This is a genomic window from Sodalis sp. RH21, from assembly GCF_047324175.1.
Lineage (GTDB): Bacteria > Pseudomonadota > Gammaproteobacteria > Enterobacterales > Enterobacteriaceae > Acerihabitans.
Map to the genome: position 1 here is coordinate 5,632,403 of NZ_CP178732.1, position 14,650 is coordinate 5,647,052.

Below are 14,650 nucleotides of genomic sequence, written 5' to 3' on the forward strand. Positions count from 1 at the left end.
AATAACCAAAATCAGCTCACCCAGCGGCGGATATCCAGCTTGCTTAAGCCCACCGCCAGCAGCAGGCTTAATGCCAGGGTGACGATAAAAATATATACAATATCCAGCGGCGGATACGCTTTGACATCCAGCCCATGGGTACGCATGTAATGAATAATAAACGCATGAAAGCCATAAATCGCCAGCGAATAACGGGATATCAGGCGCAACGGCGGGTATGAACGACGGCAGCACGTTTGCTTAAATAAAATAAAGAGCGCTACCGCGCCGACGAATACCAGCGGGCCGCAATACAGATAATAGGTGTCGGCAAAATCGCCGTTGATAATCAGCTGTTTTTTGGTGCCGACCGCCACTAGCGCCGCAGTAATAACAAATACCGCCGCCGCCAGGAAGGGAATCATTTTGCCTGGTAAATCCAACATGCCGATGGCGCGCCCTAAAATGGCATATAAAATGTAGTAAAAGGTGTCGCCGCCGATAAACAGGTTAACCGGTAAAAGCGTCATTCTCCCCAGATGCAATGGGACGGTATTGGGGTTGGCCACCACCGCCAGCAGCAGGATGGCGGCGGTGATGTAACCGGCGGAAACCGGTTTTACCTGCACCAGGGGGGACAAGAGATAGATAACGATAACCGCGTAGAAAAACCACAGATGATAAAAAATCGGTTTCTGCAACATTCCTTCCAGCGCCAGCTTGACGTTAATCGGCGTAAACAGGGTCATATATAACAGCCCGACCAAGCTATAAAACAGCAGGCACAGGCCCACGCGCAGAAAATGTTTTTTACCGGCCGGCCTTTCGCCAAAAAACAAAAATCCCGAAATCATAAAAAAAAGCGGAACCGCAACGCGGGACGCGGAATTAAGTACATTGGCCAATAGCCAATTATACTCGCCGATCTCCATGCCATGGGTAACATAAAAAGTCGTGGTATGGATCATTATCACCATCATGCAGGCCAGGGCGCGCAGATTATCTATCCAAAAAATTCTTTTATTGCCGTCCACCACCGTCATCCCAATCCCCGCGAGCCAATCCAACGCTTGATCTTCAATAACTTAAAAATAGGCTATAGATGCGTAAAGCGGGATGCAAAGTTAAAATGAATTATCAGAATGTGCCGATCGCCGGTCCGGGGGTTGCGCATACCTTAAAATGCTTGCAAAATAGCCCGCCAATGCTGAAGGCATTGGCGGGATTTATTTTTTTATCTTTATATTTCATATGGTTAAAATATGCAAGCTACCTTATCTCCTTCCACCCGGCTGGGTCGGAAGGCGTTGTTGTTTCCGTTATGCCTGGTGCTGTTTGAATTCACCGTTTATATCGGCAATGACATGATCCAGCCGGGCCTGATGGAGGTCATCGCATCATTTAACGCCGGGCGCGAATGGGTGCCGACGTCAATGACCGCCTACCTTGCCGGCGGCATGGTACTGCAATGGTTATTAGGACCGTTGTCGGATCGGCGCGGCCGCCGTCCGGTGATGCTGGCGGGGGTGGCATGCTTTATTTGCGCCTGCCTGGGCATTTTGCTGGTCGATACCATAGAGCAATTTATGGCGATGCGCTTTTTACAGGGTTTCGGGTTGTGCTTTATCGGTGCGGTAGGCTATGCCACCATTCAGGAATCATTCGACGAGGCCACCTGTATTAAAATTACCGCCCTGATGGCCAATGTCGCGCTGATCGCCCCGCTGTTAGGGCCTTTGGCCGGTTCACTGATTATCCATTTCGCCCCCTGGCAGGCCATGTTTATCCTGTTTGCCGCCCTGGCGGCCATTGCCCTGGTCGGCCTATGGCGGGCGATGCCCGAAACCGCCTCGCGTCTGGGGGAATCCTTCTCCCCCGCCGGGCTGTGGCAAGATTATAAAGTGGTATTGACCAACCGCCAGTTCCTCTATGGGGCCCTGGCCATCGGGTTCGCCTGCCTGCCGCTGTTGTCATGGCTGGCGCAGTCGCCGGTGATCCTGATGGGGGATGAGGGCCTGACATCGGTGGAATATGGTTTGCTGCAGCTGCCGGTCTTCGGCGCGCTGATGCTGGGGAATATTACCCTGGCGCGGTTAAGCGGCCGGCGCACGGTAGATCGCCTGATTAAGTTCGGCGCCGCGCCCATTATCGGCGGGCTCGCGCTAGCCGCCGTAGCGACCGTGCTCTGGCCCCATGCCTACTTGTGGATGACCGCCGGCATGAGCCTGTATGCCTACGGCATCGGCGTGGCCAACGCCGGCTTATACCGCCTGACGCTCTTCTCGTGCGCCATGAGCAAGGGCACGGTATCCGCCGCGTTGGGCATGCTTAATATCCTGATGTACAGCCTGGGCATTGAACTGGCCAAGTCCCTTTACGCCCAGGGCGGCAGCGGTCTATTTAGTCTGTTCAACCTGCTGAGCGTGCTGGGCTGGTATACGCTGGTGCGGCTGTTTATCCGCCGCCGCGCCGCGCCCCTGGCATCAATACCTACCGCCGCGTTATAAGCGTGGGCTACAGATATTCGGCCAGGACGGCGCGCACGCCATCTGTAAGAATACCCTGTAGCTGCGCCGTCACCCGGTCCGCCAGCCCGGGCAGCAGGCTAAGATCCCGCTCCCACAGCCCGGTATCGGCTAAAATATCCCGCACCAGCCATTCGAGGGGAATCTCCCGCGCGTCCACTTGCCGCCAGAGCGCGGCAAACTGCGCCAGTGCATGCTCGTCATCCTGCAAAGGATAACCGCCGCCGTCGCGTTTACCGCGATAAAAAGCCAACAGCGCGGCCAGGGCCAGGGTCAGGCGGGGAGGAATGGCGCCCGTACGTTCCCGCCACGCCAGCAACCGGGGCAACAGGCGGGTACGGAACTTGGTCGTGCCGTTCAGGGCGATGGATAACAGTTGGTGACGGATAAAGGGGTTGCGAAACCGGTTCAATACCGCCGCCGCAAAAGAAGCCAACTGGTCCGGGGGCAAATCCAGTACGGGAATAATATCCTCGCTCAGCATGCGCTGTATAAAGGCGCTGATTTGACGGTCCTCCATCGCTTGGCCCACGGTATCCAACCCGGCCAGAAAGGCCAGGGGCACCATGGCGGTATGGGCGCCGTTGAGGATGGCCACCTTACGTTCCTTATAAGGTTTTATATCGTCCACGATGCGGACATTGAGCGCCAGGCGATCTAAACCCAGCGCGGCCTTCAGCCGTTCCGGTCCCTGAATCACCAGCAAATAGAAATACTCGGCGGTATCAAGGAAAGCATCGTGATAGCCCAGCTCGGTTTCCAGCGCGGCCGCTTCTGCGGCGGGATAACCGGTCACGATCCTATCCACCAGCGTAGAGCAAAACAGGTTGTCGCGCTCCACCCAGCGGCAAAAATCCCCGGGCAAGGCCCAAAGCGCGGCGTAACGCAGTACCAGCGCTTTTAACGTCTCGCCGTTATAATCAATCAGCTCGCAGGGCAATATGATCCATCCCTTATCCGCCGCGCCGTCAAAATGGCGGTAACGCTCATACAGCAGGCGGGTCAGCTTGGCGGGGAAACTGGCGGGCGGTCTGTCGTCAAAGCGGTCGTCGGCGACAAAGGCGATTCCCGCCTCGGTGGTATTGGAAAAAACAAATCGGATATTGGCATCGCCCGCCAGTTGCAAATATTCATCGAATTGCCGGTATATCGCAATTTCGCGATTCACCGAGCGGATCAGCCGCGCTTCCCGCACCGCCTCGCCCTGTTCGTTCAAACCGCGGATCACGGTGGTATAAAGCCCATCCTGGGTATTCAACGACGGCGGAAAATCGGTATTAATGGGGCGAACAATAACAATGCCGGCATCCAGATCGGTGTGTTCATTTAACAAATCAATTTGCCAGTCCATAAAAGCGCGCAGGAAATTGCCTTCGCCGAATTGAATAATACGATCGGGATGCTGGCGGCCGGGATATTCCCGCCGGTTAAGTGATTTCATATCACAGTCCTTAATTTTGGCCAAACGGCACCGTAGGTTATCCACTGCGATAACGATTAGCGGTGCGTTTGAGATAGTGAGTCGCTAGGTTTATTCAGAACTGAATAACGCCTTTGATTAAATCGCGGTTATTAATCACCTCGCTTTCATAAATATCCGCCAGCGTGTCAAAGTTAAATCGGTGGGTAAGCATCATTTCAGCCGATATTTTCCCCTCGGCCATTAAACGCCCGACTTTGGCGAAATCCTCGGGAGTAGCATTACGGCTGCCCATCATGGTGGTTTCTTTTTTATGAAAATCAGGGTCGGCAAATTGCAGATTGCCTTTAAACAAGCCGACGAATACAATGCCGCCGCCGTGGCGGATTAAATTAACCGTATTATTCATCGCGTGCTGATTACCGGTGGCGTCGATCACCTTGGCCGCCAGCATACCTGAAAATTGTTTGCGCAATTGCGACTTGAAATCCGTTGCGCCCGGGTCCAATGTCGCCACTCCCAGCGTCTGTTCGACGTGCCGCCGGCGCTGTTCGCTGGTGTCGGCCACCACGACTTTCGCCCCGTCGGCGATGCCGATCGCCGCGACGCCCAGGCCAATGGGACCGGCGCCCACCACCAGCAGATGGTCTTTAGCCGCAACGGCCGCGCGGCGTATGGCATGGGCGCTGATGGCAAAGGGTTCAATCAGGGCGGCGGCCACCGGGTCGACATCGTCCACGACCAGCAAATTACTGACCGGCACACACAGATATTCGCTAAAACCGCCGTCCTGATGCACCCCGATAACCGAGATATTTTCGCAACAGTTGGTGCGGCCGCTTCGGCAAGCGCCGCAACGCTGGCAGGCGACGTAAGGGATGACCGCAACCCGCTGGCCGGCATGCAGATTAAATACTTTGCTGCCGACGCCGACAATTTCTCCACAAATTTCATGGCCTAAAATGCGCGGATAGCTGAAAAACGGCTGGTTGCCGGACCAGGCGTGGATATCGGTTCCGCAGATGCCGACATACTTGATTTTAATCAGCGCTTCGCTGGGCGCGGGCAGCGGCTGGGTGCGCTGTTGATATACCAATTTGGCGGGTTCCTGGCAGACCAGGGTCTTCATGGTGGTCATAATATGCTCCTTGTGTGAGGTAGAGCCTGTTATTCACCAAAACCACATACTGCGGGTGCGCCTTGAACTTTATTTGTGATAAAGGCCCGACAATTCAGTTTTAAATTGGTTTTAAATAGATAAAAAGCAGGAAGAGCCATATGAGCAGAACGCAAAACCTTCGCCAGAATGTGATCAACCAGGTGATTGACGGCATTGCCCTGGGCCATATCAGTTCGCCGCTGCCGTCGCAGGCGGCGCTGGCCGAGATGTACAACATCAGCCGCACTACCGTGCGCCACACGCTCGACCACTTGCTGGAGCGCGGGGTGCTGGAAAAAGCCGGCGAGTATTACAGTATCGTGCGCAAGCCCCTGGCAGACGATGGTTTTAATTGCATCAGCCGGCCCCAGGACGAACAGACCGCCATTTTCGAAGGGGCGTTTTATCATATGATAAACCAGCGCCAACTGCGGGCCGGGGATACCTTTTCCGAACTGCAATTGGCGCGCTCGGCCAATGTCAGCCCGGTGGTGGTGCGCGAGTTCCTGCTGCGGTTTTGCCGTTATAACCTGATTGAAAATACCCGGCGCGGCCAGTGGCGCATGAAAAAATTCGATCAGGATTACGCTGAAAAGCTGTTTGAGCTAAGGGAAATTCTGGAAACCCATGCCCTGAATCGCTTTATGAATCTTCCCGCCGACGATGAGCGCTGGCTGCAAATCAAAGAGCTGCTCGACCGCCACCGCCATCTCAGGGACACCATTGCCGGCAATTACCGCACGTTCTCCCAGCTTGACCGCGATTTCCATGCGCTGATCCTTTCAGCCGCCAATAATCCCTTTTTTAATCAATCCCTCGAAGTTATTTCGGTGATTTTTCATTTCCATTATCAGTGGGATGAGAGCGACCTGAAGCAGCGCAACCTGGTCGCCATCGAAGAGCATATGGCGATTCTCAGCGCGCTGCTTTGCCGTAACGATTTGAACGCCACCCGGGAGCTGCGCCGCCATCTGGATACCGCCAAACAATCGATGATCAGATCGATAAACCAATACAGCGAATAATCCATCGAGGCAAAAATGGCCTGGCGGTGGTTTTTTTCTTCATAAAAAACTGCCATAAAAAGCCGTTTAAAACCGATTAAGAACGGCAAAGTAATAGCTGTCCCACGATTTCGCCACAAAAATCCGCTGCCGCAAGTTTCTCCCCGTTACCCTCCCCTCAGCCAGCAATTTTACGCATGGCCGGGGCCGGCGCCCAGAATGTATTTCGCCGGCCCCACTACCGTTTGGTTTATGCGATATTTCCGCCGCACTGAAATACCTATGCCGCATTAAGGATAGGTAGGATTGATCCCTGCGGCCGGTTATCTAATAACGACATTATAACGAAGTGGTACCCAGGAGTGAGAAAATGGAAAAGAGCAATATCGTGTTTGATCCCAGCACAGATCGGGAAAAACCGGCCGCGCAGATTATTCCGATACCTGCGGATGGCATCCCGTTACGCTCCGCAAGAATAAAAAAGATTCAGACCACGGCAATGATTTTGTTATTCCTGGCGGCGGTCATTAATTTTCTCGATCGTAGTTCGCTGTCGGTGGCCAATCTCACTATTCGCGCAGATCTGGGCATTAATGCCACTGAAATAGGGATGCTGCTATCCGCCTTCTCCCTGGCTTATGGTATTGCCCAATTACCCTGCGGCCCGCTGCTCGATCGCAAAGGTCCGCGCATTATGCTAGGGCTGGGGATGTTTATTTGGTCGCTATTCCAGACGAGCGCCGGCCTGATTCATAGTTTTACGCAATTTATCCTGGTACGCATCGGGCTTGGTATCGGCGAAGCGCCAATGAACCCCTGCGGCGTTAAAGTGATTAACGATTGGTTTAATATTAAAGATCGCGGCCTGCCGATGGGCATATTCAACGCCGCCTCCACTATCGGCCTGGCCATAAGTCCGCCCATCCTGGCCGCCATGATGCTGGCGATTGGCTGGCGCGGCATGTTTATTACCATCGGGTTGCTGGGCATCTTCCTATCGATCGGCTGGTATGTTTTATATCGCAATAAAACCAGCTTTGCCCTGAGCCGCGAGGAACAAGCCTATCTTAATGCCGGCAGCGTCAGCGCGCGGGCCGAACCCATGAGTTTCCGGGAATGGCGGGGCTTGTTTAAAAACCGCACCATGTGGGGCATGATGCTGGGTTTCAGCGGCATTAATTATACCGCCTGGCTCTATCTTGCGTGGCTGCCAGGCTACCTGCAAAGCACCTATCACCTCAACCTGACCAGCACCGGTATGTTCTCATCCATCCCGTTCCTGTTTGGCGCGGCGGGTATGCTATCCAACGGTTTCGTCACCGATTATCTGGTGCGCCGCGGCATGGCTCCGCTAAAAAGCCGCAAAATCTGTATCGTAGCCGGCATGCTGCTTTCCGCCGCCTTTACCTCGATAGTGGCGCGCGCCGATACCACCACCAGCGCGGTGTTGCTGATCGGTATGGCGCTGTTTTGCATCCATTTTGCCGGCACCTCCTGCTGGGGCCTGATTCATGTGGGGGTAACCTCGCGCATGACCGCCTCGGTCGGCAGCATTCAAAATTTCGCCAGCTTTGTGTTCGCCTCTTTCGCGCCCGTCGTTACCGGCTGGATCGTGGATACCACCCACTCCTTCAATCTGGCATTGACCATTTGTTCGTGTGTGACGGTCCTGGGCGCCCTGTCTTATATTTTTATCGTGCGCGATCCGATTGTTGATAGTAAAAGTTAACTTCACCTGCAAAAAAAAGCCGGCTTACGCCGGCCATATTATCGATGGTGATGTATGGACCCCGATTAAAACAGCCCCAGCGGCTGGTCGGAATAGCTGACCAGCAGGCATTTGGTCTGTTGATAATGCTCCAGCATCATTTTGTGCGTCTCGCGCCCGATACCGGATTGTTTATAACCGCCGAAAGCGGCATGGGCGGGATAGGCGTGGTAGCAATTGGTCCAGACGCGCCCGGCCTGGATGCCGCGGCCCATTTTATAGGCGACGTTGCCGTCGCGGCTCCATACCCCGGCCCCCAGGCCGTAATCCGTATCGTTGGCCAGCGCCAGCGCCTCATCCATATCTTTAAAGGTGGCCACCGCCAGCACCGGACCGAAGATTTCCTCCTGGAACACCCGCATGCTGTTTTTACCCAGCAGGATGGTCGGCTCCAGATAGTACCCCTCGGACAATTGCCCCTCCATCTGTTTACGCCGGCCGCCGGTGAGGATTTCGGCGCCCTCTTTTTTGCCGATATCGATATAATTGAGAATGGTGTCCATTTGACCCGAGGAGACCTGGGCGCCCATTTGGGTACGGGTATCAAGGGGATTGCCGCTGCGAATGGCCTCAACCCGTTTTACCGCCCGCTCCATAAAGCGTTCATAGATGGATTCCTGCACCAGCGCCCGGCTCGGGCAGGTACAAACCTCGCCCTGGTTAAAGGCAAACAGGGCAAATCCTTCCAGCGCCTTGTCAAAAAAGGCATCCTCTTTTTCCATCACGTCGGCAAAAAAGATATTGGGGGATTTGCCGCCCAGTTCCAGGGTAACCGGGATCAGGTTTTGCGTGGCATAACTCATGATTTGCCGGCCTACTTCCGTCGAGCCGGTAAAAGCGACTTTGGCGACCCGCTTCGACGTGGCCAGATATTCGCCGATCTCGTTGCCCGCGCCGTTGACCACGTTAAGCACCCCCGGCGGCAGCAGATCCCCGATGAGCTCCATCAGCACCAGGATCGACAGCGGGGTGAGCTTGGCCGGTTTTAACACGATGCAGTTCCCGGCGGCCAGGGCCGGGGCCATTTTCCAGCAGGCCATCAGCAGCGGGAAATTCCATGGGATGATTTGCGCCACCACGCCCAGCGGCTCATGGAAGTGATAAGCGACCGTGTCGGCGTCGATTTCACTGATGCCGCCCTCCTGCGCGCGAACGCAGGAAGCGAAATAGCGGAAATGGTCAATCGCCAGCGGCACGTCGGCACCGCTGGTTTCGCGGATGGGTTTGCCGTTATCCCAGGTTTCCACCGCGGCCAGCAGCTCAACGTTCTGTTCCATGCGATCGGCGATGCGCAGCAGAATAGTCGCCCGGGTTTGCACCGACATGGCGCCCCATTCCGCCTTGGCTTTATGCGCGGCGTCCAGCGCCAAATCCACATCGCCGGCGCTTGAGCTGGCGATTTCACACAGCGGCTGGCCGGTAATCGGCGTCAGGTTGACAAAATAATCACCCTTTACCGGAGCGACCCATTCGCCGCCGATAAAGTTGTTATAACGTGGTTTGAGTTCGAGCGGGTAACCATATTCGCCGGGTATCAGCCGGCTGGAAGGGGGATTGTGGGCCATGGTTTCTCCTTGACGCTATTATCTTACGGCGCCGTGCCAGTCCATCGCGAACGAGCCTGGCCGGCAAACGAACAGCGAACAATTGCGAACAACAGCGACACGCAGCCAGAAGCCGGTCTGAACGCTTATTATTAACGTTAGCCGCTGCTGCCTGCGCAGAACAGGCCGATAGGGAGGGAATTTAAACTATTCGAGAAGCCTCACACTTTGGCTTATAACATTTCATCGGTATACAGCGCGGCCGCTACCGGCGGCGTCGTGCGGGCAAAACTGGCGCGGCTGAATAAGCGCTCCACCAGCGCCACCAGCGCCGGCCGGTCCACGCACCAGTTAGGCATGATGCGCCGATAATTGATCGCGCCCAGCGTACAGGCCACTGCGATATCGGCGAGCGTAAGCGCGGGGGTGTTCAGGCACTGCCTGTCGCGGGCATGGCGTTCCAGCGCATCCAGGCCCCGGCGGATTTTTTCACGCTGGCCCAGCAGCACCCCTTCGTTTTGCCCGTCGGGACTGCGCCGGCACTCCCTGACAATGGCCATCGTCGCATCCGTCACGCCGTCGGCCAGCGCTTCTATTTGCCGTACCCGCAGGGCGTCCAGCGGCTGCGCCGGCAACAGCCGCGGTTCGGGATACGTCAATTCCAGATATTGGGCGATAATAGGCGAATCGAAAAAGCTTTCCCCCCGCTCGTTTACCAGCACCGGCACCTTGCCCAGCGGATTGACCGCCGCCACGAGCTCGTCCCCGGCCCACGGAGCGGCGCTGACCAATTCAAAGACAATGCCTTTTTCCAGCAATATCACGGAAATTTTCCGCACATAAGGACTGGTATAGCTGCCTATCAATTTCATCGGTTCACCTCCGGTTGCCATTATCCGAACGGGCGGGCCTGGACGTTACGCCTCCATCACATCCGGCCAGCTTAATGGAAGGACACGGTATTGAGTATACTTTTCACCAGCGCATTGTGCTCCTTGTCCGCGGCGGCGGGCGAAAGGACCTGCACGGTAATCACCCGATCGTGATAAGGCGTGATCAGCAGCGTGCCGATCATGGCATTGTCCTTCATCTCCTGTTCGGAATCGATGCGCAGGAATTTATGATCCCCGGCCATTACCGTAGTCTGCCCGGTTTTTTTGACATCCTTGAACTGCGTTTTCAGGCCGGACAGGGCGCCCTGGGCCATTTTGTTGAATGCCGATTCGCCGGTATCGTTGGCATCCCCGTTGACGGTACGCACGGTGCTGATGCCCACGACCTGCGAATGCTGACGGTTGGCGAACAGCTGAACCGCCACGCCGGTATCCTGGGGGGTCTTATCCTTCGGCGTTTGATCGACGAAATCCTGCGGCAATTGCAGGGTAATCTTGCCGTCGAGCAACGCCACGTTAAGCCCGTTGTGGATTTCCGCCACCGCCGCAGTGGACGCGGTAGCGGACCCGGGGGCGGCATTCGCCTGGCCGGCGGCGGCCAGCGCCGCTACGCCCGCCAGGGCAATCGCCGCCGTAATCTTGAAATAACGCATGACCATGCCAAACATCCTTATAGCTATCGACAGAATAGCTTTTAGCATAGCCCCATTTTAAGCGCAGCGGTGGAGCCGATGCGTAATTTACCCCCATGCCGGTCGCGCCGTTGGCGGGGACAAAAGGCATGCTACGATAATTTTGCAACGGGGCCCGTGGGGTAGAATAATGGCTTATGGCTATTAGCCCCCAACCGTGAGTATACCAACGTGAATAACATGCCGCCCCTTGAGGATACCGATCCGGCCACGCTGGCCGGCATTACACGGCTGGCCGTACGCCAACGCGGGCAGTTAATCCTGGAACAGCCGGACTGGCTGGCCGAGGAAGTGCCGGTGGCGCTGGTCTATAACGGTATTTCCCACGTGGTGATGATGGCCTCTCCCAAGGAGCTGGAAGAGTTCGCGCTGGGCTTCTCGTTATCGGAGGGGATTATCGATTCGCCACGGGACATCTATGGCATGGACGTAGTGCCGGCCTGCAACGGCATGGAAGTACATATCGAACTCTCCAGCCGCCGTTTTATGGGCTTAAAAGAGCATCGGCGGGCCATGGCCGGGCGTACCGGTTGCGGGGTGTGCGGCGTCGAGCAATTGGACGAAATCGGTAAACCGATCGCGCCGTTGCCTTTTACCCAGACCTGGCCCCTCGACCGCCTGGACCGCGCCTTGTCGCAGCTTAAAAGCGTACAGCCCATCGGCCGCCTGACCGGCTGCACGCACGCCGCGGCCTGGATCACGCCGGAGGGGGACTTGACCCTGGGCTGCGAGGACGTGGGCCGCCATGTGGCCCTGGATAAACTGCTCGGCTATCGCGCGCGGCGGGGAGCCACGCCCGGCGCGGTGCTGGTATCCAGCCGGGCCAGCTACGAAATGGTGCAAAAATCCGCCATGTGCGGCGTGGAAATTCTGTTCGCCGTCTCGGCCGCCACCGCCCTGGCAGTAGAGGTGGCGGCGCGCTGCGGCCTGACCCTGGTGGGCTTTAGCAAACCGGGGCGGGCCACTATTTATACCCATCCCGGGCGTATCGTTGACACCCAAAGCTAAACATGTTCTTTAAAAGGAACTTATAAACGTTTTCATAAACGTTTAATTAACTATAATGATCGGATTGCTTACGCGGCACTAACATTTATTCAGGGTGCCGCCCACCTAAAATGGAGAAGATTAATATGAGCTATACTCTGCCATCCTTGCCTTATGCTTACGACGCCTTAGAACCGCATTTCGACAAACAAACGATGGAAATCCATCACACCAAACATCATCAGACCTATGTCAACAATGCCAACGCCGCGCTCGAAAGCCTGCCGGAACTGGCCAGCCTGCCGGTTGATGAACTGATTCAAAAACTCGATCAGGTCCCGGCGGACAAAAAAACCGTCCTGCGCAACAACGCCGGCGGTCACGCCAACCACAGCCTGTTCTGGAAAGGGCTGAAACTGGGCACCACCCTGCAGGGCGAGCTGAAAACCGCCATTGAACGGGATTTGGGTTCCGTCGATGCATTTAAAGAAGCGTTTGAAAAAGCCGCCGCTACCCGTTTCGGTTCCGGCTGGGCCTGGCTGGTGTTAAAAGACGGTAAACTGGCCGTGGTTTCCACCGCCAACCAGGATAACCCGCTGATGGGCGAAGCCATTGCCGGCACTTCCGGTTACCCGATCCTGGGCCTGGACGTATGGGAACACGCTTATTACCTGAAATATCAGAACCGCCGTCCGGACTACATCAAGGCCTTCTGGAACGTGGTTAACTGGGACGAAGCGGCCAAACGCTTTGGCGAAGCCAAATAAGCTACAGCCGAATCCGCGCCAGCCGTTGGCGCTGAAGCGTAAAAACCATCCCGCGGGATGGTTTTTTTATGGGGGATTATCTTAGCAGGAGCTTATCGGTGAACGCTTTTTTGGCGCTGATGCGCACCAGATATTCCGTTGTCGACAGCACCATGGTGGAACGCACAATCTGCTGGTAACGCTGCTGCTGCATCCTGACCAGGGCGTCATCCGCCGGCGCGCGGGAAAATACCGGTAACGGAGGGAAAGCCGTAACGCAATGCAGTTCGCTGAACGGGCCCAGAATCTCATCGTCGGTAAAACGGTACTCTTTGGGATCGTCTTGCAACGCCTCATGCAGGGCCATCAATAATTCCGCGTCTTCATATTCGTGACGGCTGATAACGCCCAGGGCATACACCAGCTTCAGGCGAACCGGCAGTTCGCCCAACGGCCCGGCGCCAACCAACAGCGGTTCCACGGCATACTTGACCGCGTAATCATCCTTGCGAAAGATCTGCAATACCAATATATCGACCGCTTCGGTTAGCAACTCCACCGCCGCGCCCATCAGATCCCTGACCGTTGTCCCTGCGTTAAGCTGTTCGAGAACCTGGTTTTCGTACAGTTGAGTATTTTCCGTCATCACCAAACACCATGTAAAATCCGGCAGCGAGGCGATCCTCGCCCCCGGGTCTCAATCGTTATTGCATGGCGTTATAGAGACTGACCACCTGCTCTACGACTTCACTGTCTTCTTCAAGCCCGGAGACTTGCGCCAACGCCGCCTGCGGCCCTGATTTTTCCAGCAATTGCGCCCATTCCTGCGCCTGCGGGTCCTGCTCGCTATGATAATGCATGGCGGCGGCAATCCCCTTGGCCAGATTATCGTGGCGCAGGCCATACTCCAGCGTGCCGCGCAGCGGCTTGATCAACCGATCGCCGGCGCTGAGTTTACGCAGCGGCTGGCGGCCGACCCGTTCCACGTCGTCATGCAGATAAGGATTTTCAAAACGCTGCAGAATCTTATTGATATAAGCGGCGTGCTTCTCGGTTTCAAAACCATAGCGGTTAATCAGCACCGCGCCGCTCTCTTCCATCGCCCCTTTCACCACCTGGCGGATAGACGGGTCCAGAATGGCGTCACGGATGGTCTTATGGCCCGCATGCTGCCCCAGATAGGCGGTAATGGCGTGGCCGGTGTTCAATGTAAACAACTTACGTTCAACAAAGGCCATCAGATTGTCAGTCAGTTCCATGCCGGCGATTTTCGGCGGCTCGCCTTTGAACTGGGTTTTATCCACAATCCATTCGCTGAAGGTTTCCACCGTCACCGCCAGGGGGTCCTGGGTGCCGGCTTCGGCCGGCGGAACGATGCGATCCACCGCCGAGTCGACGAAACCGACATGTTGTTCCACCCAGGCGTGATACTGCTCGGGCAACGCCTTCAGCACATGCTGTTTAAGCTGGCTGGTGCCGCGCACCATGTTTTCACAGGCGATAATATTCAGCGGCTGGGTATTGCCCGCGTCATGGCGCTTGATCAGCCCCTGCGCAACGGTGCCGGCAATCCGTTCCAGGATCTGCGGGCCCACGGCGGTAGTCACTAAATCAACGGCGGCAATCAGCGCCACCACATCCTGGCCGGTGCTATTCACGGCGCTGACGTGGCTGACTTTTTCCACGCGGGATTGTTCGCCCACCACGTGAACCTCATATTCGCCCCTGGCGTTCAACGCATCCAACACCGTTTGGTTTACGTCGGCGAACACCACTTCAACCTGGGCATCGGCCAATAGTTTGCCGATAAACCCGCGACCTATATTACCTGCTCCGAAATGTAATGCTTTCATAAAATCAACCTTGGATTCTCTTAGTTAAAAAGGGGCCAATGCAGGCCCCCTCTCAAATACAACCGTTTCCATCGCCTGCG

General features: G+C 56.0%; 13 protein-coding genes. 5 read left to right on the plus strand and 8 right to left on the minus strand.

All coding sequences use genetic code 11. The annotated features are described in order from the left end of the window. Positions 1-11: 11 nt before the first annotated feature. Positions 12-1,022, minus strand: a complete 1,011-nt coding sequence (locus tag ACL2XP_RS25955) for an acyltransferase (protein WP_413736307.1) — start codon at positions 1,020-1,022, stop codon at positions 12-14. A 219-nt stretch (positions 1,023-1,241) separates the two neighbouring features. Between ACL2XP_RS25955 and ACL2XP_RS25960 the strand changes: the two genes are divergently transcribed. Continuing rightward, positions 1,242-2,486 carry an MFS transporter gene (locus ACL2XP_RS25960; protein WP_413736308.1) on the plus strand — a complete coding sequence of 415 codons (1,245 nt, stop codon included), beginning with the start codon at positions 1,242-1,244 and terminating at the stop codon, positions 2,484-2,486. Between the two features lie 7 nt (positions 2,487-2,493). Here the strand turns inward: ACL2XP_RS25960 and ACL2XP_RS25965 are convergent, their stop codons facing one another. Beyond that, complete coding sequence (locus ACL2XP_RS25965; RefSeq protein ID WP_413736309.1) at positions 2,494-3,945, minus strand: tagaturonate reductase; 1,452 nt, start codon at positions 3,943-3,945, stop codon at positions 2,494-2,496. 94 nt (positions 3,946-4,039) lie between these two features. Next, positions 4,040-5,062 (minus strand): zinc-binding alcohol dehydrogenase family protein, encoded by a 1,023-nt coding sequence (locus ACL2XP_RS25970; RefSeq protein ID WP_413736310.1) that lies wholly within the window; start codon positions 5,060-5,062, stop codon positions 4,040-4,042. A gap of 140 nt (positions 5,063-5,202) precedes the next feature. Here ACL2XP_RS25970 and ACL2XP_RS25975 point away from each other — a divergent pair, with 140 nt between their 5' ends. Together ACL2XP_RS25975 and ACL2XP_RS25980 are read left to right on the plus strand one after the other, a co-directional pair. Continuing rightward, the gene (locus ACL2XP_RS25975) at positions 5,203-6,108 is read left to right on the plus strand and encodes an FCD domain-containing protein (protein ID WP_413736311.1); all 906 of its coding nucleotides are present in this window, start codon (positions 5,203-5,205) and stop codon (positions 6,106-6,108) included. 349 nt (positions 6,109-6,457) lie between these two features. Continuing rightward, positions 6,458-7,816, plus strand: a complete 1,359-nt coding sequence (locus tag ACL2XP_RS25980) for an MFS transporter (RefSeq protein WP_413736312.1) — start codon at positions 6,458-6,460, stop codon at positions 7,814-7,816. A gap of 65 nt (positions 7,817-7,881) precedes the next feature. Here the strand turns inward: ACL2XP_RS25980 and ACL2XP_RS25985 are convergent, their stop codons facing one another. The 3 genes from ACL2XP_RS25985 to ACL2XP_RS25995 all read right to left on the minus strand — a co-directional run bounded on the left by ACL2XP_RS25985 (position 7,882) and on the right by ACL2XP_RS25995 (position 10,951). Next, positions 7,882-9,420 (minus strand): aldehyde dehydrogenase family protein, encoded by a 1,539-nt coding sequence (locus ACL2XP_RS25985; protein WP_413736313.1) that lies wholly within the window; start codon positions 9,418-9,420, stop codon positions 7,882-7,884. A gap of 212 nt (positions 9,421-9,632) precedes the next feature. Further along, positions 9,633-10,271, minus strand: coding sequence for a glutathione S-transferase (locus ACL2XP_RS25990; RefSeq protein ID WP_413736314.1), 639 nt, complete (start codon positions 10,269-10,271; stop codon positions 9,633-9,635). A 71-nt stretch (positions 10,272-10,342) separates the two neighbouring features. Continuing rightward, the gene (locus ACL2XP_RS25995; RefSeq protein WP_413736315.1) at positions 10,343-10,951 is read right to left on the minus strand and encodes a hypothetical protein; all 609 of its coding nucleotides are present in this window, start codon (positions 10,949-10,951) and stop codon (positions 10,343-10,345) included. 213 nt (positions 10,952-11,164) lie between these two features. Here ACL2XP_RS25995 and fdhD point away from each other — a divergent pair, with 213 nt between their 5' ends. Next, entirely contained in the window at positions 11,165-11,992 is an 828-nt protein-coding gene (fdhD, locus tag ACL2XP_RS26000) for a formate dehydrogenase accessory sulfurtransferase FdhD (RefSeq protein ID WP_413739296.1), read from the plus strand. A gap of 125 nt (positions 11,993-12,117) precedes the next feature. After that, positions 12,118-12,738 (plus strand): superoxide dismutase [Mn], encoded by a 621-nt coding sequence (gene sodA, locus ACL2XP_RS26005; protein ID WP_413736316.1) that lies wholly within the window; start codon positions 12,118-12,120, stop codon positions 12,736-12,738. Between the two features lie 76 nt (positions 12,739-12,814). On the opposite strand, the gene ACL2XP_RS26010 is transcribed toward sodA, so the two are convergent. Together ACL2XP_RS26010 and ACL2XP_RS26015 are read right to left on the minus strand one after the other, a co-directional pair. Beyond that, on the minus strand, positions 12,815-13,363 hold the full coding sequence (locus tag ACL2XP_RS26010) for an MltR family transcriptional regulator (protein WP_413736317.1): 549 nt from the start codon (positions 13,361-13,363) through the stop codon (positions 12,815-12,817). Between the two features lie 58 nt (positions 13,364-13,421). Further along, entirely contained in the window at positions 13,422-14,570 is a 1,149-nt protein-coding gene (locus tag ACL2XP_RS26015) for a mannitol-1-phosphate 5-dehydrogenase (protein ID WP_413736318.1), read from the minus strand. Positions 14,571-14,650 lie beyond the last annotated feature (80 nt).